The sequence below is a fragment of the Sinomicrobium endophyticum genome (assembly GCF_052983315.1).
Genome location: NZ_JBRKIS010000069.1, coordinates 111,441 through 131,761, shown reverse-complemented (window position 1 = coordinate 131,761; position 20,321 = coordinate 111,441). Strand labels below are relative to the sequence as shown.

The window sequence follows — 20,321 nt, the reverse complement described above, 5'->3', positions numbered from 1 at the left end:
GTTTGGTAGCGCCAAATAAGGAAAAAATAACGAAGAGAGGCAGAAAATAGGCCAAAAAGCCGCTTTGAGTGTGTAGTGTTAACAGGCCCTAATTATATAATTCCCAACGGCACATGACAAATATCATCTTCCGGAAACATTCCACATTGTAGCTTTGCCTTCAAAACAAGTAAGCATGAAGGATTCCCTGATCCGAAAATACGATGTAGCAGGCCCCAGGTACACCAGTTACCCTACCGTACCTTACTGGGACCCGGACAGTTTTTCTTCCCGGAACTGGATATCTTCGGTGAGAAGCGCCTTTTCCGGGCGAGATTCTTCCCGGGAAATAAGTCTCTACATTCACCTGCCTTTCTGTGAAAGTCTCTGTACCTTCTGCGCGTGCCACAAACGTATTACCAAAAGGCATGAAGTGGAAATTCCCTATATAGAAGCCGTCCTGAAAGAATGGAAATTGTATGTGGAAACACTTAACCATGTGCCCAGGATAAAGGAAATTCACCTTGGGGGAGGTACTCCTACTTTTTTCGCGCCGGAACATCTCAAAACGCTGATAGACGGAATTTTCAGATATGCGGAAAGAGCCTGCAATTATGAATTCGGATTCGAAGGGCATCCCAATAATACTACGGAAGCACATTTACAAACTCTGTATAAACTCGGTTTCCGCAGGGTGAGTTTTGGTATACAGGACTATGCCCCCCATGTACAACAGGCTATTCACCGGGTACAACCTTTTGAAAATGTGCTGAAAACGACCGAGATAGCCAGGGAAACAGGTTTTACCTCGGTATCTCACGACATTGTCTTCGGGTTGCCTTTTCAGACTCCCGAAGATGTGGAAAAAACCATGGCACTTACCATAACCCTGAAACCGGACAGGATAGCACTGTACAGTTACGCTCATGTGCCCTGGATAAACGGTAACGGACAACGGGGGTTCCGGGAGAAAGACCTTCCTTCGGGAAAAGAAAAACGGCTTTTGTATGAAACCGGGAAAAAATTGTTGCACAAAGCCGGGTATACCGAAATAGGGATGGATCATTTTGCCCTGGCTTCCGATCCGCTTTTCCAGGCTGCGGAAAACGGCACACTCCACCGGAACTTTATGGGATATACAACTTCGGACACTCACCTGCTCATAGGGCTCGGGGTTTCCGCCATAAGCGACAGCTGGTTCGGTTTTGCCCAGAATGTAAAAAGTATAGAAGAATACAGCGATCTCGTCAACAATAATATACTTCCTATCCGTAAAGGCCATATTCTGAACAATGAAGACCTTATCATCCGCCGGCATATACTCAATCTCATGTGTGGCTTTTATACTTCCTGGGAAAACCCGGCTATGCAGTTTACAGGTATCCCCGAGGTTCTTCATAAGCTGAAAGAAACCGAACAGGACGGTCTTGTGGAAATCCGTGATAGCGAAATAAGGATCACCCCGGCAGGAAAACCTTTCGTACGCAATATCTGTATGGCTTTTGATTTAAGATTACAACGAAAAAAACCGGAAACCAGGTTATTCAGTTCCACGGTTTAATTCGAACGCACTTAAAATATTTTTTGCGGTTATTTTGTTTTTTCAGCCGGGAATTCCTTTTAAGGGTTCCCGGCAATACCGGGTTTTCTGTTCATATAGATCCCCAGGTATAAATGTGTAGACATTTTCCTGGCGTTGTTCTTGGCCCGTTCGGCAAGTTCACCCCGAAACATCCGGTCTATGGTTTCAATCCATAATCGCATCCACTCCCCGAAGTGTTTTATTTCCACGGTATGATCTGTGGCAGTATCCATATGAATATGGGCTATCCTGGGATTTCCTTTGTAAACTGCCTTGTGAAAAAGATTGGATTCCCAGAAGTCCGTAAGCTTTTCCATATGTTCTTCCCAATCGGTGATCACCCGGTTAAAAAACGGGCCTATTTCCTCATTTTCCCGGACTTCTTCATAAAAGGAAGAAACGAGACTGGAAATATCTTTTCTGTTCTGAATATCTTTCATCTATCTGCGATTGTTATGGATCGGACTGAAAATCGGTTTTGCTACGGATACGCGAATAATTCACTATATCTGTGTATTCGCAACTAAAAATGTATAAAACTAATGACAAAAATAAGGCAAATGCATTTCTCCCTCTAAATCAACAGGACAAACGCATTAAATGCGACGTTTAATGGTTACAGGTTCCACAGGTGGCTGAGTGCCCAAGCGCAGCGAAGGGTGTATCGAAGCTACCGGGTTACAGGTTTGGAGATCCGGAACCTGAAACCTGGAACCTGAAACTTGCAACAAAAAACCCCCTCCAACTCCATCCCGATATATCGGGACTCCTCAATCCCGAACCGTAACACCGATACCGCTCACGGATTACTAATTACTGTTCCTCTCTTATATAATGCGTTTACCCTGCCTAAATCAATGACATTGTATATTATATGTGGCTTCATTAACTACAGGTCCGGGAGATATATACGGAATATTCAGACCAAGTCCTCTCAGGATAAAAATACACCCCATACATACGACAAAGACAGGAATCAGCTTCTGCAGTTTCTGCCGTGCCTTTTGTTTGAGTACATTGCCGAGATATATGAATACTGTCATCAGGGGTATGGTTCCCATTCCGAAAAAGGTCATAAACAAACCACTCTTCCACACCTCATCCGCCGTCATTGCCGCCAGGACAGCCATATATACCATTCCGCAGGGTAATAACCCGTTTAAAAGACCGGCCGCAAGGAATGTTCCGGCGGATTTTTTCTTCATAGCGGCTCCCAGACGGTTCTTCGCTATGGCAATCCCCCGGAAATACCATGCAGGCAATATACCGGACGGCATCCTAAGTCCTGGCAACAGCACAAGGACAATCATTGCAACACCGATAACCACGGACAATTGCTGCTGTATCCCGAACAGGCGGAAACCCAGTCCGAGAATTCCGAATAACAACCCGATAGCCGTGTATGTAAAAATCCGCCCCAGGTGATAGCTTGCCAACTGCAAGGTTTTTTTCTTAACGTTATCCCGGTCTACCGGCAACATCAATGCAATGGGGCCACACATACCAACGCAGTGAAATCCCCCGGCTATACCCAATATTATTGCAGATATAAGCATTTTATCCGTGTTTGTGTTATTACGTCTTTTAAAACAGATCAGTACGTGATTTTCTTATGAGTGAGAAACCGGTCATCGCCATACTGCCAGTCTATTTCCAGGTTCCATCTGCCGGGAAGTAACTTTCCGGACGGAATAAGTAAAAAAGTTTCAGTAAATGTAATGGGCATTTCAAAATCTTCCGCCCGGTCGGAGGGCCTGTAGAAAGATATCTTCCCGCTGATTTTTCGGGTATCTGCCAGTTCCGGAAAGTAAATATATATCCCTGCTTCCTTTTGCTCCACCCGAGGCTCCATCCCCTTATCATATGTCTGTTGTTCCCTGTCCATCTCCTTCTGGAAAGACAATTCCCTTGCATAATACGCATCGGTCACCAGTTGGTGATCGTATTTCTTCTGTGTATTCATCCGTATTACGAACGACATAATGAAGGTTATAAATCCGATAAAAGCAAGAACTATAGCCGTTCCCCAGTTTATTTTTATTCTTTTCATGGCTTTGTGTTTTTATGGTGCCGGTTATTTAAGAGACTTTCTGATTCGTTTTTCAATAAGTTGCCGGAAAAATCGGTTTTACCCTTCAACCTGATAATAAAACTACTACTATACTTCCTGTTTACTGTATGTTATCTATAATGTGCAGGTCCCTGAAAACTAACTTTAGTCGTTTCTATTTGTTTCCCGTTACGGAAAAGTCCAAGTTTTAATTTTGTCTTTTCTCCATCCAGGCGGGATAGAGGAATTCTAATAAACAGGGTACCTTCCGCAAACCCCTGCTCAGGGATTGTAAAATACCTGCCGGATACCTGTTTTACCTCCCCCTTGTCAGAAAGCAATCTGAAACTTACGCTGTCCAGCGTACCGGTTGTTTTGTTCATGGCTTTATAGGTATATACATTGCTGATAATATTTCCTTCTTCCCGCTGATACAACTGCCCGGGAAGGCGGAGCAGTGTAGCTTCCACTTCACTTCGCATAAGCAACATTCCTGTGAGTATCCCGACCAGTATAAATAATACGGCTGCATATCCTTTCATGCGCAACGTAAACCGAAAAGGTGTTTTGGTTCGGATATTTTCCTCATTCGTATACCGTATCAGCCCTTTGGAGAAGCCTACTCTTTCCATAATATGATCACAGGCATCTATACAGGCGGTGCAGTTCACACATTCCAGTTGGGTGCCGTTACGGATATCTATTCCCGTAGGACATACCTGTACGCATTGCAGGCAATCAATGCAATCTCCATTACCCAGTGCCTGCCTGTCTTCATTTTTACGGAATTTCTTTCTACCGTTCTCTCCTTCTCCCCTTTTATGGTCATATGCCACCACTACCGATTTTTCATCGAGCAGGGCGCCCTGTAATCTTCCATACGGGCAGGCTATGATACACACCTGCTCCCGAAACCAGGCAAATACGAAATAAAACACCCCGGTAAAGATGAGAAGAGGTACAAATGTTCCCGGGTGAGAAGCGGGACCTTCTTTGACATATGCCAGTAATACATCTCCTCCTATGAGGTAAGCGAGAAAAACATTGGCTATGAGAAAAGAAACAAACAGGAATACGCTCCACTTCAAAAGTCGCTTCCGTATCTTTTCCCCGTTCCAGACCTGCTTATGTAATCGCATCTGTGCACCGCGATCTCCTTCGATCCAGTATTCGATCTTTCGGAAAACCATTTCCATAAAAATGGTCTGCGGACATATCCACCCACAGAATATCCTCCCGAAAGCCACGGTAAAAAGCGCCAGGAAAACAACTCCGATGATCATGGAAAGCACAAAGAGATAGAAGTCCTGTGGCCAGAATGGGAAACCGAAAATATGAAACCGCCTTTCCAGTATGTTGAACAGTAAGAACTGGTTGCCGTTTACCTTTACAAAAGGTGCCGCGAAAAGGAATATAAGCAAGACATAACTCACCACGGTCCTGCGGGTATAATAGATACCAGAAGGTTTTTTCGGAAAAACCCAGGCCCTTTCTCCTTCGGCATTTACCGTACTTATGGAATCCCGGAAATTTTCGTTCTCTTGTGTCATGGCATTCTTTTACCTTTTATAAAAACAGGCTGCCCTAAATTAAGAAATAGCAATTCGGGATAACTGACGGCGTAACCTGTACTACGCCTTAACTAACAAAACCCCGGGCAGCCCGTATATTATATTACTCTACTTTTTCTTCCCAGATATCTCCCTCCGGTTCCTTGGGGTTTGCAGGAGTTGTTCCCTGCAAAGACAGTACGTAACTGGCTACCTGTTGTATTTCCCTGGGTCTCAGGGACTGCTTCCAGGCTATCATCCCTTTACCGGAACGCCCTCCTTCGGAAACGGTGTGAAACACATTTTTAATCCCCCCTCCCAATATCCAGTACCGATCGGCAAGGTTGGGGCCTATGCCCCCGCCGCCATCAGCCATATGACAGGCTACACAATTGGTCTGGAATATGTTTTTACCGGCTTCCAGGTCTCCCGTCTCCGTCAGCAGGGTTACCGTATTGGCATCTACCAGGTCTTTTGCGGTTTCCCTGTATTTAGCTATAGCTTCCTCTGCCCTGGCCACTTCTGCACGGTATTCTTCCTCCTGGCCGGGCCCTCCGAATATTTCAAAACGGACCATGTAGACCACGGCAAACACTATGGTAAGATAAAAACCGTATATCCACCAGGGCGGCAGGGAATTGTCCAGCTCCCGGATGCCGTCGTAATTATGGTCCAGAAGAATTTCTCCTTCCTGCTCCACCGGTTTCGACCTGGTGAGTTTTCGGAGCCATACCCGGTACCATACTTCCCCGGTCTCCTCAGCCTGCCGTTGTTCTTCCGTCATCATTATTTCCGTAAGTCGTCGCAATGCGGCCAGCACAGCCTCTATGGCGATAAGAATAATGGTAAAGACCAACAGGAATAAAAGAACCTCGGGATGTTCTATAAAAGCAGGCTTGTCCCCGGAATCGATAAAGTATTCCGCAGCGCCGAAAACAAGGGCTACTATGACAATAATTCGGAGATAAGATGAAAATGACCTCATAATTCTTCGTTTTCTTGTGATTCCAGGGGAATCTGTTTTACGGATTCTATATAATCTTTCTTCGCGGTAAATACCCACCAGAACAAGGCCAGGAAGAACAGGAAGAAAATGCACAGGGAAATGATGGGATATATCGCAACACCATCTATGCTTGCCAGGTGATCTTTGACGAATTTGAGCATGATTATGGTTTTTTATCGGTGATATTGTTACCTTCTTTTATTTTAATATCGGTTCCCAATCTTTGGAGATAGGCGATCAGGGCAACGATCTCCCGGTCTTTCATCTCCGTAAACTCTTCACCGCGTTCCCTTGCCATCTGCCTGTCTTCTTCATAGGATGTTACAAAGTCCGGATCGTTATGCAGGTTTTTTTCAATGGCATCCGCCTGTGTTTTCATATTTTCCTGTGCCCGTGCTATGTCTTCATCCGTATAGGGCACTCCCAGAGCCACCATGGCCTTCATTTTTCTTTCCGTATTGCTCCGGTCGTGTTTATCTCTTACCAACCATTTATAGCTGGGCATAATAGAGCCGGAAGATGTACTTTGCGGGTCCCACATATGGTTAAAGTGCCAGTTATCCGAATATTTTCCACCCACGCGAAACAGGTCCGGCCCCGTACGTTTACTTCCCCAGAGGAACGGGTGGTCATACACGTATTCTCCCAACCTGGAATACTCGCCATAACGCTCCACTTCGCTGCGAAACGGCCGTATCATTTGCGAATGACAGCCCACACAGCCTTCCCGGATGTATATGTCTCTTCCTTCCAGTTCCAGTGGGGTATACGGTTTTACGCTGCTTATGGTAGGTATGTTGGATTTTACCATGAGTGTAGGTACAATTTCCACAATACCGCCTATGAGAATTGCTATGGTAGCCAGTATGGTAAGCTGTACGGGGCGACGCTCCAGCCAGGTATGAAAACCTTCTCCGCGAACCTTACCTTTGGATACACGTTGCAGTGCAGGAGCCTCTGCCAGTTCGTCATTTACTCTATTCCCTTTCCGCATAGTTACCAAAACATTATACACTCCAACCAAAGCACCCAGAATATAAAGGGAGCCTCCTATGGCACGCATCCAGTACATAGGTATGATCTGTGTAACGGTTTCCAGGAAGTTGCCGTAGATCAGTGTTCCGTCCGGATTAAACTGTTTCCACATGGAAGCCTGGACAAAACCGGCCACATACATAGGCAGGGTGTAGAGTACAATCCCCAGCGTACCTATCCAGAAATGGAAGTTTGCCAGTGTATTGGAATACAGTTTCGTTCTGAACATTCTCGGCACCAGCCAGTAGATCATACCGAAAGTCAGAAATCCGTTCCATGCCAGGGCTCCTACGTGTACGTGAGCAATAACCCAGTCGGTAAAATGCGCTATGGCATTGACGTTTTTCAGAGAAAGCATAGGCCCCTCAAAGGTGGCCATACCGTAGCCGGTAATGGCAACCACCATAAATTTCAGTACGGGATCCGTACGTACTTTATCCCATGCCCCGCGCAGGGTAAGTAATCCGTTTATCATACCTCCCCAGGAAGGAGCTATAAGCATAATGGAAAATGCCACGCCCAGGTTTTGCGCCCAGTCCGGCAAAGCGGAATACAACAAATGGTGCGGCCCTGCCCAGATATAGATAAATATCAGTGACCAGAAGTGAACTATGGAAAGTTTATACGAATATATGGGCCTGTTTGCCGCTTTGGGCACAAAATAGTACATCAACCCCAGAAAAGGCGTTGTAAGAAAAAATGCAACCGCATTGTGTCCGTACCACCATTGTACCAGGGCATCCTGGACCCCTGCATAAACAGAGTAACTCTTCAGTGCGCTAACCGGAATTTCCAGGCTGTTGAATATGTGCAGTACAGCTACGGTAACAAAGGTTGCCAGGTAAAACCATACGGCAACATACAGGTGTCTCTGTCTCCGTTTGAGAACAGTACCTATCATGTTTACCCCAAAAGCTACCCACACCAGGGCTATGGCAATATCGATAGGCCATTCCAGTTCGGCATATTCCTTGGAAGTGGTGTACCCCAGCGGCAGGGTAATGGCGGCGGCAACAATAATAAGCTGCCATCCCCAGAAATTGAATTTACTCAGAAAATCACTGTACATCCGGGCCTTTAGCAACCGCTGGAGAGAATAATACACACCTGCAAAAATAGCATTCCCGACAAATGCAAAGATAACCGCATTGGTGTGTAATGGCCTTAAACGCCCGAAACTAAGCCAGGAAATACCCTCGGTGAGACCGGGGAATATAAATAAAAATGCAAGTAGCAGTCCCACCGCCATCCCGATAATTCCCCAGAACATAGTGGCCAGTAAAAACTTCCGTACAATTTTGTTATCGTAGTAAAATTGCTCTATTTCCATATTTATGATTGTTTATTATCTGTTTTATGAGACTCTTCTTCTTTTACCAGTTCGTCCTCGAAAAGCATACGTACCGACGGGGTATAGTTATCCTGATACTGACCGTTTCTTACGGCAGCTATAAAAGCCGCAAGGAAAACAACCGCTACCACGATACTCACTGTTATAAGAATATATATGACACTCATTCCGGTTTCTTTTGCCGTCAAAATTACTTTCCCGTAAGCGGGCAAAATATGATAAAAGTCATATTACGTTATTTTAAATCTCTACTGATAAAATTGGTGAGTACGGTTACAAAAACCACTATGGTCACAGAGCTCAGGGGCATGAGGATAGCCGCTATTACCGGAGCCAGTTGTCCGGAAACCGCAAAGGCCAGTCCGGCTATATTGTAGAGAAAAGAGAGTACGAAACTGATTTTAAGTACTTGTATCCCTTTCCTGGAAATATCTATGAACTGCGGAATGTCCCGAAAGCGGGAAGCATCGAGTATGGCATCGCACGCAGGGGAAAAGGCATTGGCATTTTCTGCGATTACCACTCCCACATCGCTTTGCTGTAAGGCACCGGCATCGTTGAGACCGTCGCCTACCATCATTACCCGGGCACCCCTGTTCCTGCACTGCCGAACGTAGTTAAGCTTATCTTTCGGTTTGCGGTTAAAAAGCATCTGTACGCCCGGAGGAAGCAGTCTCTCCAGGTAGGACCGTTCGCTTTCGTTATCCCCGCTCAGAATGGCAAGACGATATTTCCGGGATAACTTTTCAAATAAAAATAACATTCCTTCCCTGTACGTATTCCCGAAAGTAAACCTGCCGCGATACCGGTTATCCGTACGGATATGAACACTTGTTTTTCTCGGGATATCGGAATTTTCGTCTCCGGTAAATCCGGCAGAACCTATACGTATTCGCTTTTCCGTATATGTAGCCTCTATTCCTTCTCCCCGGTGTTCTACGAAAGTATCAGGTATACGTATACCGTTACTCTGCAGAATACTGTATAACTGCCTGCTCAACGGATGAGAAGAGTTCCGCAGGGTGCTTTTAAGCATATCTTTCTCCTCCGGCTCCAATGTGTCTCCTTCGTAAGTAATGGCTGCGGAATTGCCCGTGGTAATCGTCCCGGTTTTATCAAATATTATCGTATCTATTTTTGCCAGTCTCTCTATCACCGAGGCATTTTTCAAATAAAATTTCTTTCTTCCGAAAATACGTACCAGGTTTCCCAGGGCAAAGGGTGCGGACAGGGCCAGCGCACAGGGACAGGCTATAATAAGCACCGCGGTGAATGCGTTAAACGCAACATCCGTATAGCCGCGGTACAACCAGTATCCCAGGGATAAAAAAGCTATACCGAGCACTATAGGGGTAAAATAGCGGCTCACCGTATTGGTTATGGTACTATACCTGTCTTCCTTCTTCTCTCCGAAAGCGCTGTCGGACCACAACCGGGTAAGATAGCTTTGGGAAACAGAATTCACGGCTTCTATCTCCAGCAAACCGGACAATTGTCTCCCTCCTGCAAATAATTTGTCTCCCGGATGTTTTTCCACCGGGCTCGCTTCTCCTGTTACAAAGCTGTAATCAATAAGGGCGTTACCTTTTAAAAGTTTACCATCTACCGGGATGAGTTCTTCATTACGCACCAGGAAGCGGTCGCCCTTAACGATCTCATTGACCTGTACCGCTTCTTCCTTTTTGCCGGATACCCTCGTCACCGCTACCGGGAAATAGGATTTGTAGTCACGTTCGAAAGAAAGAAAATCGTACGTCCTTTGCTGCAGGTACCGCCCTATGGTCATAAAAAAGATCAGGCCGGTAAGACTGTCAAAAAATCCCTGGCCGTAACCGAAGGTTATATCAGCCAGGCTGCGAAAGAACATCACGGCAATTCCCAGGGCAATGGGAACATCTATGTTTAGCAGCCCGGAGCGGATACTTTTATAGGAGGATACGAAATAATCTCCCGCGACATAAAAAACTGCGGGCAATGACAGTGCAAACATCAGCCAGCGAAAAAACGGCTTGTACTGTTCCAGCCAGAATTCTTCCACTTCAAAATATTCCGGAAAAGACAGCAGCATCACATTGCCAAAGACAAAACCGGCTATCCCCAGCTTGTACAGCAACGACTTGTTCCCGGGGCCCGGGGCGGATTCCAGGTTCTGAAGGTTAATATTCGGTTCATATCCTATGGAAGCCAGCAGCTGTACTATTTCCTTCAGGGAAACGGTATTGCTGTCATATGTTATACGGATATTTTTTTTCGGAAAATCCACCTGCGATTCCCTTATACCTCCATGCAGTTTTTTCAGGTTCTCTAATATCCATATACAGGAACTGCAATGTATTCCGGGGATATAAAGACTGACAACATGTACGGGACCATCGTGAAACTCCAGGAGCTTCGCGGAAATATCCCTGTTGTCCAGAAAATCGTATTTCGAATGGATTTCCCCCGGCCGTATTCCGGGAGCTTCCTGCAGGTTGTAGTAACTCTCCAGGCCGTTACCTGCCAGAATGATGTAAACTGTTCTGCACCCGGTACAACAAAAATTCTTGTTATCATGTACTATATCCGTTCCTTTACAGGCAGCACCGCAATGAAAACAGGTTTTTCCGGTATCTTCCATATTCCATTGATTTTACAGCAAAAATGAGGATCAATAACCGGAAATTACATGACATTTATCAGTTGATATTTTGTAAATTTACTTCGGATTTCAACTGTAGGGATATGGACAGGTGCGAGCAATGTATAGTGCGGCAGTTCACTGCCCTCAATGCACTTACAAAAGATGAACTGATGCGGATGGCAGTATGCCGGACATCGGAGAATATACGGAAAGGACAGGTTTTATTTGCAGAAGGAGAGCATCTGAAAGGTGTGTACTGCATAAAAAGCGGTATTTGTAAACTTACCAAACTGAGTGCCAATGGCAGGGAGCAGATCGTAAAACTGGTGACCCGTGGTGATCTGCTCGGGCAGCGAAGCATATTGGGCGGTGAAAAGGTCAATCTCGGTGCTGTTGCGATAAGTGATATGGAAATCTGCCTGTTGCCGAAAAAAGACATCCTGAAATCCCTGGAAAGTAACAGGGAATTTTCTTCCGAAATGGTGAAAGATGTATGCCATGACCTGAAAAACGCTAACAATTCTACCGTAAACATGGCTCAAAAAACGGTAAGACAACGCCTGGCCGATACACTGCTATATCTTCACAATACCTTCGGTACGGATAACAACGGTTTTCTTCTGGCACAACTTACCCGGGAAGAACTGGCAGGCATGGTGGGTACGGCTACGGAATCGCTTATACGCATGCTTTCGGTACTTATGCGGGAAGGATATATCGAAACCGGGGGTAAAAAAATACAGATCAATAATGTAACCGAGCTGGAAAAAATTTCAAACGGTCAGGAAAGCACTTTATCCTGAAATCCCGGTGGCTTCGATACATCCCGAACATAGTTAAAGACACTCAGCCACCTCGCTTTGCTCAAAAACTGCAACTTGTAACTTGGAACCTGTAACAAAAAAATCCCCTCAACTCCGAATTGTAACACTGTTACCGATTACCAATTACTGTTCCTCTCTTATATAATGCGTTTACCCTGGTAATATCTCTTTTTAAATTTCACATCCCTTTAAAAATATTGTATATTTGTGCTATCCCCTTTCTACTTATTAAAATTGATAAAAAGAAAATATTCTTTTTACAATCGGTATGTACCATGTGCGTATTTTGGTACCTCCGTGAAATTCGCCCGGAATCCATGATTTGATGGATTTGCGGAGCGCATTTATATCAATGTTTATACCTGACCTGAAACACACCGCATTATGAAAAAAACTACCCGCGCTTTCTTATTGTTAATGTGCATTTTTACGGCATTGTCCCCAATGGGTTATGCACAGCATTTTTCGCTAAAACCTTTAAGAGACATACATCCGGTAAACAAGGAGCATTTCAGTTTTCCTTTTATAACAGACAGTACCGATGCTGCCATACGGATAAACACCTGGCTGCACGGTACTATTCTGGAAACACTTCCCGGACAATTTCAACATTCCCCTTTTGAGAAAATATGGCCAAAAAAGAGGTCCGCCCAAGGAGTAACCACACTTAATTATCTGGTATATGCCAATAATAACAGGTATATTTCCATAGACATTACCGGGGAATACTCCGGTACACACAGTTCCCGATTTTCGATCATTCAGAATTTCGATGCACAAAGCGGACAACCCATAACCCTGAATGACCTGTTTACTTCAAAGGGACTAAAAGATCTGCAACAACTGGCTATAAAACAAAGGGCAGACTTGCTGAACAGTTTTCTGACTTCCCTGGATACAACCAACCGGGACGATGCCAGGCAATATCAGAAATATGCGGATTGCCTTTCTTCCGTAAAAAAAGACGACCTGGTATACGATAAATTATTGCTCACCAACAACTCTCTCAAAGTTATTCGCAACAGTTGCTATTCCCATTCCGGTGACGTTTATGACCTGTTCGGTGACTTTGAAAATGAATTTGATACGGAACAGTTAAAGCCGTTCCTCAATGCGTATGGCAAACATCTTTTTTCTTCTGCCTCTTCGATAAACGACAGGTATTTTCAAAACAAAAAAAGTGATATCCGGATCGGGTTATACCGGGGTATAATAGAGCAACAACAGCCTGTAAGTATCTTTGTGGAAAAAATTTACGGCGACGGTTCGGTAAGAGCTTTTTGCTACTACGACAAGACTGCAAAAAGAATAGACCTGCAAACCGAAAGAAAACCGGACGGTTTTTATGAATTCCGGGAAATAGGGTCAGACCAGAAAACCATTACCGGCATCTTTCGTCTCAAATACGGTCATTCGTTTCACCTGGCAGGAGACTGGCGTTCCCCGGACGGGCCTTCGGCATACCAGGTAGACCTGCATTAAAGGGATTTGCCTATCAGCATACATTCATTCCACTTCATATATTCGGGGGACAGTTCGGCTATAATGGCAAGTCCTATACCGGCTATGCCTTCCAGGATGCCGGCCTCCGGTTGCCATCCCTGTCTGTCCCCTCCCCTCCATTGCATATAGCCTGCATATCCGTCGGGGTGTACGGCCATTTCCACTGCCCTTTGCTGCCAGAAACCAGCGGCCCGGGCAAATGCTTTGCGGCCCGTCTGCCGCTCCATATACCGGTACATGTGCATTATACCATAAGCACCGTGGCACAGGCCCGCATCCCGGATTCCCGCTTCTTCCATATCTTTCCGCAATGTGGAATGCTCCAGTACATTTAGCGCCCGAACACATAATTTGTCATCTTTCAGGGCTTTTCCCGCATGCCAGAGAGATAATGCTGTTCCCATATCTCCATAGCACCATCCGAGACGGTTTCTATTGCTTTTCTCACCGGAGTCTGTTATCCATACCGGAAAAAGAGAAGTTCCGGAAATTGTGCCCTCCCAGGATAAAATATAATTTACAGCGCCATTCAACAGAGGTTTAACCTCAGAAAACTCCGGGTAAACAAGAAGGCGGGACAGGAAGTTCACTATACCCGACATACCGTGAGACAGGCTCAGGTTGTAGCCTTTCAGTTGCTCTTCACGGATAAGCCAGGACTTCCATTTGTTACTGTTATTCCCTGTAATGGCAGCTTCCTTCAACCTGCGAACAACCTCGCTCAGTAGTTTGGCATAGCGCTCTTTTAACACTCCCGATTCCGTATTCCGGTAACGGATCAGAAAATAATGACCTATTCCCATTATGCCATGCAAAAAGTCGTAGAAATTATCGTCCGTGTACCGATCTATACAATCTGCAAGAAAACCATCCAGGGCGGGGAAAACCGTGTCGGTTTCCATATCGATAAAACCTTCTTCTCTCAAATGTTCCATACTCCACAAAGCACCGGATATACCGGAACAGTAGGTATGCATATCATAGCCATTATTAATCCGCTCAAAAACCTCGGACAATATTTCGCTCCCCACCCCTGCATAATATTCTTTCCCCGAAAACCTGGAGTAATAAAAACAGAACATAGCAATCCCGGAGATACCGGTAAGCACACCTATGTCTTTCATTTGCCGGTACTTTTTTTCCAGGACGATGCTAATCTCTTCCAGTTTGTCCCGTAATACAGCTTCGGGAGGTAGAGAGGTAAAGGTATCGGAATGTGATTCTGCCATTGGGAAAATTACTGGTTATACGTTGAACGTTGCTTGTTGTTCTTGTTTTTCTGTATCAAGTTACCCTATGGGCATGCAAAGACAATTGACTCACTAAATGTCCCGGTATCGGGATGCCCCGAGGTAGGTGACTTTGCTTCCGTTTTATGCGGTTATTTACTGAAGTAAAAAACACGGGCCGTAGCACCCGTTTAGAGTGTACGGCCCGCGATTGCAGTCTACTACTAATAACATTGCATTCCGGGAGGAGGGCAAGTGTTCAGGGGGCCGTTGGTAGGACAAAAATAAGTGTCCTCACAGAGAGGTCCGTCGGTAACGGCTCCTCCTTTGATTCCTTTGGTGCTCAGGTTGCTTACAACTTCTTTCTTCAGCTGTAAATTTTTCAGTGATTTTTTCATGGTAAGAAATTTTTGAAATTATGCCTACTCTTTCGATTAAAGGTTTTCGGCTTCCCCTTTTTTCCGGGGCAATGGAAACCTCCTGAAACAACAGGCTTCCAATGCATAGCAGGTTATATTTTTTTTAGTATACGACAAAATTTGTTTTATGCAGGTTTATCGGTAAATCCGTTTGATCCTAACTCTAAAGCCTGGCCGGCAGGCAGGGGAACCTGATTTTCCTCTCCCGATATTTATCAGGATCACCCTTTAGATGGGGTAAAAAATCGAGGAAATCCACCCGGACCGAATTTTGTCATATACTCTAAATTAAATTATTTTCACATATAAGGCTATCAAATATAGATCATTAACAGACATAAAAAAATCCCTGAAATCAGGGATTTTTATAGAAACAATTATTAACTCACGGCTTTAAGACGAAAACCGTTTACTCACTGGTTAGATTTGAAATACTCCATCCCGATAACAACCGGGATGCGTGGAATTGATTTTACAGGGACTCCCCGTATCTTCGGCTCACTTCTTTCCAGTTAATTATATTCCACAAGGCCTCCAGGTAATCCGGACGTTTGTTCTGGTATTTCAGGTAATAGGCATGTTCCCATACATCTACTCCCAGAATAGGGGTTCCCTTTTCCGGAGCATCTGTCATAAGCGGATTATCCTGGTTGGGACTGGATGTAACTGCCAGTTTCTTCTCGGAAGTGAGGATGAGCCATGCCCATCCGGACCCGAACCGGGTAGCCGCAGCGCCAAGAAATTTCTCTTTAAGCCCGTCCATTCCTCCGAAATCCCTCTTTATGGCTTTCATAAGCTCTTTAGAGGGTTTGGTATCTTTCTGCGGGGTAAGTACAGACCAGAACAGGGTATGGTTAAAGTGCCCTCCCGCATTATTGCGCACAGCCACGTCATAATCGGAAATATTACTGAAAATTGCCTCCAGTGAAGCGGGAGATTTACCTCCATTTTGCAACGCTTTATTCAGCTTGGCAACATATCCCGCATGATGTTTACTATAGTGAATCTCCATTGTCTGTGCATCTACAAAAGGTTCCAGGGCATCATAGGCATATGGCAGGGGCTCCTGCTGAAACTGGGCAGTCACTTGTTGCAAGGTCAGAACGGACAAGGCGATCAAAAAGGTGCTTACGGTTTTCATGGTATTATTCAAATTTATCGGTTATTAAAGATGTTCGGTAAAAGGATCGGCAAAAGCCGTTTTATCTCCGAACCTTGTTTCTTCGCCGTCATAAAGCAGGCAATTTTCCAGGTCGTTTATCATTTTTTCCCTGTCCATATCCTGTCCTATAAACACGAGTTCGTTAATGCGGTCTCCCCATTTTTTGCTCCACCTGTCTTCTATAATATCGCGGTTATCTAGGTAAGAAGGATAGCGGATCCTGTCGGCAAAAGGCATACTGCACCACCATACCCCTGCCCTCTCCAGTCTTGATGATCCTCCTGCCTGGGAGAAATTCAGGGCTTCATCGGGACGGGAAGCCAGCCAGAACAGTCCTTTGGCCCGGATAACGTTTCCGGGATATGCCTCGTTCAGATATTTCCACAAACGCTGCGGATGAAAAGGTCTCGCGTTACGAAAAACAAAAGATCCTATACCGTACTCCTCGGTTTCCGGGGTGTGTTGTTCAGCTTCCAGTTCTTTTTGCCATCCCGCGGATGCCTGGGCTTCTTCAAAGTCAAAAAGACCGGTATTTAAAATTTCTTTCGGATCTACCTTTCCGAAGACAGCTTCTACTATTTTGGCAGCAGGATTGAGTTTACCTATGGCAGCACGCAGCAATCCTATGGTTTGTTCGCCGGCAAGATCGGTTTTGTTCAGTATAATAACATTGGCAAATTCCACCTGGTCCGTGAGGAGGTTCACTATCGTACGGTAATCTCCTTCCATGTCGGTAAGTTTGCGGTCTGCCAGCAATTCGTCCGTTCCGAAATCTTTCAGAAAATTATGACTGTCTACTACGGTTACCATAGTATCTATATAGCTAAAAGCGGAAAGGTCTATACCGTTTTCCGGGTCCGCATACGAAAAAGTTTGTGCTACGGGAACGGGTTCGCTTATCCCGGTACTTTCAATAAGCAGGTAATCGAATTTTCCCTCCCGGGCCAGGTGCTCTACTTCTATCATAAGGTCCTCCCGAAGCGTACAGCAAATGCAGCCATTGCTCATTTCCACCAGTTTTTCTTCCGTTCGGGAAAGAACATTCTCGTTTTCCACTAACCGGGCATCTACATTTACCTCGCTCATATCATTGACAATTACAGCAACTTTCAATCCTTCCCTGTTGTGCAATATGTGGTTGAGCAGTGTAGTTTTCCCTGCTCCCAGGAAACCGCTTAACACGGTTACCGGTAATTTTTCGGTATTTCTTTTCATCTCAACAAATGCAACTTTATTGCAAATATATAAACATTCTGACAAATGCAACCATGTAGCACAAAAGAATTAAGAGAATAAGGTGGATAAACGCATATAAAACTATTCCTTGTTTCATCCGGATGTTATGGAATAAAGCTCTTTATAATCAAGGATTTTTTTCCTCTCTTAACGGCAATGTCATTTAGGACCAGGGTAAAGAAGAATCGCCTGCAAATACCGGAATTACAATCAAAAATGCTATGATGTATTTACCCCGGGAATACGGTGACCGGATGAAAAGTTGTGCCATATACAGGCTTGAAGCTTCCGGTTAGTATTTTCCAACTGAAGTGACTAAATGCTTCTACAAAAGCAGAAATGTATCCGGTTCCGGGTATTGAACTTCCCGAGTGGTATTTTTACAAAAAGTTTTGCGCTTTAATATTCTGTAGGCAAAAGCAGGGTTCTCCCTATCCAGTATAGGCAAAAAGACGTGTCCCGCGGCAACGGGACCGGGTGGTCTTCATTCTTTTTTTGCAGTACACGACCGTCCCTGTCCCGGAATTCGATACAGGTACCGTATATCCGGATAGATATAAAGGAAGTTTCGGGAATACAGGATGCTTCCCTGGCTATACGCAATAAGAGTTTCTGCGTTTTAAACAGGTCGCACATCACATATTTTACTCCTTCGGTATAATAAAACCCTAAAAAGGGGTGCTTATGAAGGGCTCCGGTACTCCGGAACCTTTCGATTTTCTTTTGAAATTCTACCTCGCTGGCAAACAGTGTTCTTATCATGTTAAGAAAAGGGCATAAAATTAAAAAAAATCAAGAAAATACCCGGTCCCAATACAGGACCGGTCTTTTCTCTTATTTCCGGGGTAGAAACACATAAGTCTGGAAAACTCACATACCTCACGAAAATAGAGAAATACTGGTCTTCAGGGAAGTTTTTGGCTTTTCATATTCGGGAATTCAGACAAGGAATACCTCCCCATTTCCTTCAATATTTATAACCGTTAACAGCGTTTTTTACCATCCCTGAAAATCAAAAATGTCAATAACATACAAATATTTTACACTACCTTTTTCTTCTCCCGGAGATGTGCCATAAATTCGGAAGGAGGCAGCCCTATAATACTTCGGAATACCGTACTGAACTTACTGTGGGATGAAAACCCACACTCCTTGGCCAGGTAGCTGATCTTATAATTCAGGTAATCGGGCGTCTCTTCCAGTTTTTTAACGATATAGTGTATCCGGAGTTCGTTAATATATGTATTAAAGTCTTTCCCTTTGTACTTGTTAATAATATAAGATAGGTATTTGGTATTGGTGCCTATCCTTGCTGCCAGTACAGAAGAAGAAATATTCCGCTCCGTGAATTTTCCGGATTCCTCGAAACGCGATAACTTGTTCATCAATAATTTCTCGGTTTTTTCAGGCATCAGTTCCGTCTCCCTTATCGTATTTCCCCTTTTTTCCGCAGGTATTGATGGCCCGGGATTCCTTTTCCTTACTTTCTTTAGTATTTTCCTGAATTTCCTGTACTTTTCCTTTTGCCGCTTACGATTTATGAATAGGAATAAAACTACCACCAACAGCAACAGGGAAACCAGGGCAATGATACCGTAGTACACCTGAGATGTCTTTACCTGTTCTTTATAAACCTGGTTGACGGCCTGGCTGTAGGTTTCCTGCCTGGCCTCTATTTCCCTGTCTATTACTTCCAGATACCGGTCATTGTAGAAGGCATATTTCTCCACATCCTCTACCGCTTTGTAATAGTTTGACAAAGCCCGGTAAACTTCTCCCTTGAGGGATACATCTCCGGAAGCATCGGCAAAACCAAGGGCTTTTTCCAGATGATTAAGAGCCAGAGAATAATCATTTTTCTCCATAAAAATTTTCCCCAGCCCCAGGTGAACCATTCCTTCCTGTATGGGCACTCCGTTAGTACCGGCAATAAAATCCAGGGCTTTGCGATAGTGGTACCGGGCAGAATCATTTTTGTGCAGCCTGTGATAATTTTCTCCGAGAGCTTTCTGTGTGGTCGCCAGGTGAAGGTTCCTTCGAAAGTCATCTTTCAGCAAAATAAAACAGGTACCGGCCTTATGTTCCAGTTGCACGGCTTCCCGAAAATTATTTTCAGCTATTGCGTAATACGCTTTTTCCTGGTACAAAAGGCCCCGATATTCGTTAGATATCTCTTCCTCCCTGATTTTTTCACTTATTGTTATACCTTTTTCCAGGTAACGCATTCCCACTTCGGGTAAACCGGATTCCCTGTATTGACTGGACAATGCTCCACAGGCCCTCGCCTGCCATTCGTAAATTCCGGCTTTGGAAGCCAGGCGCTCCCCTTCCAGTAAGTATTCAAGGGCTTTTTTCTTGTCTTTTTTACGTCTGTATAAACTGGACAGCAACAGCAGGGATTTTACTTTCTGAAGTTCTCCTACGGAGGCCCGGTAAAGGGAATCCGCCGTGTGGATCCCGTAACCGAGATCTTTATTGGCCGTATACAAACAATAGTAAATGCTATCAAAAGCATCTCGTTGTTGCGGCTTTGCCTTTTCTGCAAACAGAAACAGGAAAAACAGAAGAATACAATATTTTGTCATCCGGCAACGGTTGGTTAATCTGAAAAACAAAAGACTGGTTGCATACTTCCGGAATTTTTGAAGGGGCTACATCCGGAAAAATATCCGGGAAGAAAATACTACGGTGAACAGACTTTTCCTTCCCGAAATGGAAAAACAAATATACGTTTTAGGAATCACATATCACGAATATTCTGTAAATAATGGTCCA

18 protein-coding genes are annotated in these 20,321 nt (G+C 44.6%); 3 read left to right on the top strand and 15 right to left on the bottom strand.

Features of this window, described 5'->3' with window-relative positions; translation table 11 throughout:
* The first annotated feature begins 175 nt into the window (after positions 1-175).
* The gene (hemN, locus tag ACVBDU_RS23740; RefSeq protein ID WP_447182157.1) at positions 176-1,540 is read left to right on the top strand and encodes an oxygen-independent coproporphyrinogen III oxidase; all 1,365 of its coding nucleotides are present in this window, start codon (positions 176-178) and stop codon (positions 1,538-1,540) included.
* Positions 1,541-1,599: 59 nt separating this feature from the next.
* Here hemN and ACVBDU_RS23735 read toward each other — a convergent pair whose 3' ends face one another.
* The 9 genes from ACVBDU_RS23735 to ACVBDU_RS23695 all read right to left on the bottom strand — a co-directional run bounded on the left by ACVBDU_RS23735 (position 1,600) and on the right by ACVBDU_RS23695 (position 11,170).
* The gene (locus ACVBDU_RS23735) at positions 1,600-2,001 is read right to left on the bottom strand and encodes a group III truncated hemoglobin (RefSeq protein ID WP_447182156.1); all 402 of its coding nucleotides are present in this window, start codon (positions 1,999-2,001) and stop codon (positions 1,600-1,602) included.
* 414 nt (positions 2,002-2,415) lie between these two features.
* Complete coding sequence (locus ACVBDU_RS23730) at positions 2,416-3,117, bottom strand: sulfite exporter TauE/SafE family protein (RefSeq protein WP_447182155.1); 702 nt, start codon at positions 3,115-3,117, stop codon at positions 2,416-2,418.
* Between the two features lie 38 nt (positions 3,118-3,155).
* Positions 3,156-3,611, bottom strand: coding sequence for a FixH family protein (locus ACVBDU_RS23725; protein ID WP_447182154.1), 456 nt, complete (start codon positions 3,609-3,611; stop codon positions 3,156-3,158).
* A gap of 131 nt (positions 3,612-3,742) precedes the next feature.
* On the bottom strand, positions 3,743-5,161 hold the full coding sequence (gene ccoG / locus ACVBDU_RS23720; RefSeq protein WP_447182153.1) for a cytochrome c oxidase accessory protein CcoG: 1,419 nt from the start codon (positions 5,159-5,161) through the stop codon (positions 3,743-3,745).
* 124 nt (positions 5,162-5,285) lie between these two features.
* Positions 5,286-6,146, bottom strand: coding sequence for a cbb3-type cytochrome c oxidase N-terminal domain-containing protein (locus ACVBDU_RS23715; RefSeq protein WP_447182152.1), 861 nt, complete (start codon positions 6,144-6,146; stop codon positions 5,286-5,288).
* Positions 6,143-6,328: a CcoQ/FixQ family Cbb3-type cytochrome c oxidase assembly chaperone gene (locus tag ACVBDU_RS23710; RefSeq protein WP_447182151.1), complete on the bottom strand. Its 186-nt coding sequence runs from the start codon at positions 6,326-6,328 to the stop codon at positions 6,143-6,145. The genes ACVBDU_RS23715 and ACVBDU_RS23710 overlap by 4 nt, the downstream gene beginning before the upstream one ends.
* A 2-nt stretch (positions 6,329-6,330) precedes the next feature.
* Positions 6,331-8,532 carry a cytochrome-c oxidase, cbb3-type subunit I gene (ccoN, locus tag ACVBDU_RS23705; RefSeq protein WP_447182150.1) on the bottom strand — a complete coding sequence of 734 codons (2,202 nt, stop codon included), beginning with the start codon at positions 8,530-8,532 and terminating at the stop codon, positions 6,331-6,333.
* A gap of 2 nt (positions 8,533-8,534) precedes the next feature.
* On the bottom strand, positions 8,535-8,720 hold the full coding sequence (gene ccoS, locus ACVBDU_RS23700; protein ID WP_447182149.1) for a cbb3-type cytochrome oxidase assembly protein CcoS: 186 nt from the start codon (positions 8,718-8,720) through the stop codon (positions 8,535-8,537).
* A 68-nt stretch (positions 8,721-8,788) separates the two neighbouring features.
* Positions 8,789-11,170, bottom strand: a complete 2,382-nt coding sequence (locus tag ACVBDU_RS23695) for a heavy metal translocating P-type ATPase (RefSeq protein WP_447182148.1) — start codon at positions 11,168-11,170, stop codon at positions 8,789-8,791.
* A 104-nt stretch (positions 11,171-11,274) separates the two neighbouring features.
* On the opposite strand from ACVBDU_RS23695, the gene ACVBDU_RS23690 reads away from it, so the two are divergent.
* Entirely contained in the window at positions 11,275-11,976 is a 702-nt protein-coding gene (locus ACVBDU_RS23690; RefSeq protein ID WP_447182147.1) for a Crp/Fnr family transcriptional regulator, read from the top strand.
* Positions 11,977-12,381: 405 nt separating this feature from the next.
* A complete protein-coding gene (locus ACVBDU_RS23685) occupies positions 12,382-13,479 on the top strand; it encodes a hypothetical protein (RefSeq protein ID WP_447182146.1) in 1,098 nt (365 codons plus the stop codon).
* On the opposite strand, the gene ACVBDU_RS23680 is transcribed toward ACVBDU_RS23685, so the two are convergent.
* The 6 genes from ACVBDU_RS23680 to ACVBDU_RS23655 all read right to left on the bottom strand — a co-directional run bounded on the left by ACVBDU_RS23680 (position 13,476) and on the right by ACVBDU_RS23655 (position 20,131).
* On the bottom strand, positions 13,476-14,729 hold the full coding sequence (locus ACVBDU_RS23680) for a lanthionine synthetase C family protein (protein ID WP_447182145.1): 1,254 nt from the start codon (positions 14,727-14,729) through the stop codon (positions 13,476-13,478). The two genes, ACVBDU_RS23685 and ACVBDU_RS23680, sit on opposite strands and share 4 nt — an antisense overlap.
* 224 nt (positions 14,730-14,953) lie before the next feature.
* The gene (locus ACVBDU_RS23675; protein ID WP_447182144.1) at positions 14,954-15,127 is read right to left on the bottom strand and encodes a hypothetical protein; all 174 of its coding nucleotides are present in this window, start codon (positions 15,125-15,127) and stop codon (positions 14,954-14,956) included.
* A gap of 493 nt (positions 15,128-15,620) precedes the next feature.
* A complete protein-coding gene (locus tag ACVBDU_RS23670) occupies positions 15,621-16,289 on the bottom strand; it encodes a superoxide dismutase (protein ID WP_447182143.1) in 669 nt (222 codons plus the stop codon).
* Positions 16,290-16,313: 24 nt separating this feature from the next.
* Positions 16,314-17,525: a GTP-binding protein gene (locus tag ACVBDU_RS23665; protein WP_447182142.1), complete on the bottom strand. Its 1,212-nt coding sequence runs from the start codon at positions 17,523-17,525 to the stop codon at positions 16,314-16,316.
* A gap of 420 nt (positions 17,526-17,945) precedes the next feature.
* On the bottom strand, positions 17,946-18,308 hold the full coding sequence (locus tag ACVBDU_RS23660; protein WP_447182141.1) for a hypothetical protein: 363 nt from the start codon (positions 18,306-18,308) through the stop codon (positions 17,946-17,948).
* Between the two features lie 278 nt (positions 18,309-18,586).
* On the bottom strand, positions 18,587-20,131 hold the full coding sequence (locus ACVBDU_RS23655; protein WP_447182140.1) for a helix-turn-helix domain-containing protein: 1,545 nt from the start codon (positions 20,129-20,131) through the stop codon (positions 18,587-18,589).
* Positions 20,132-20,321: the final 190 nt, after the last annotated feature.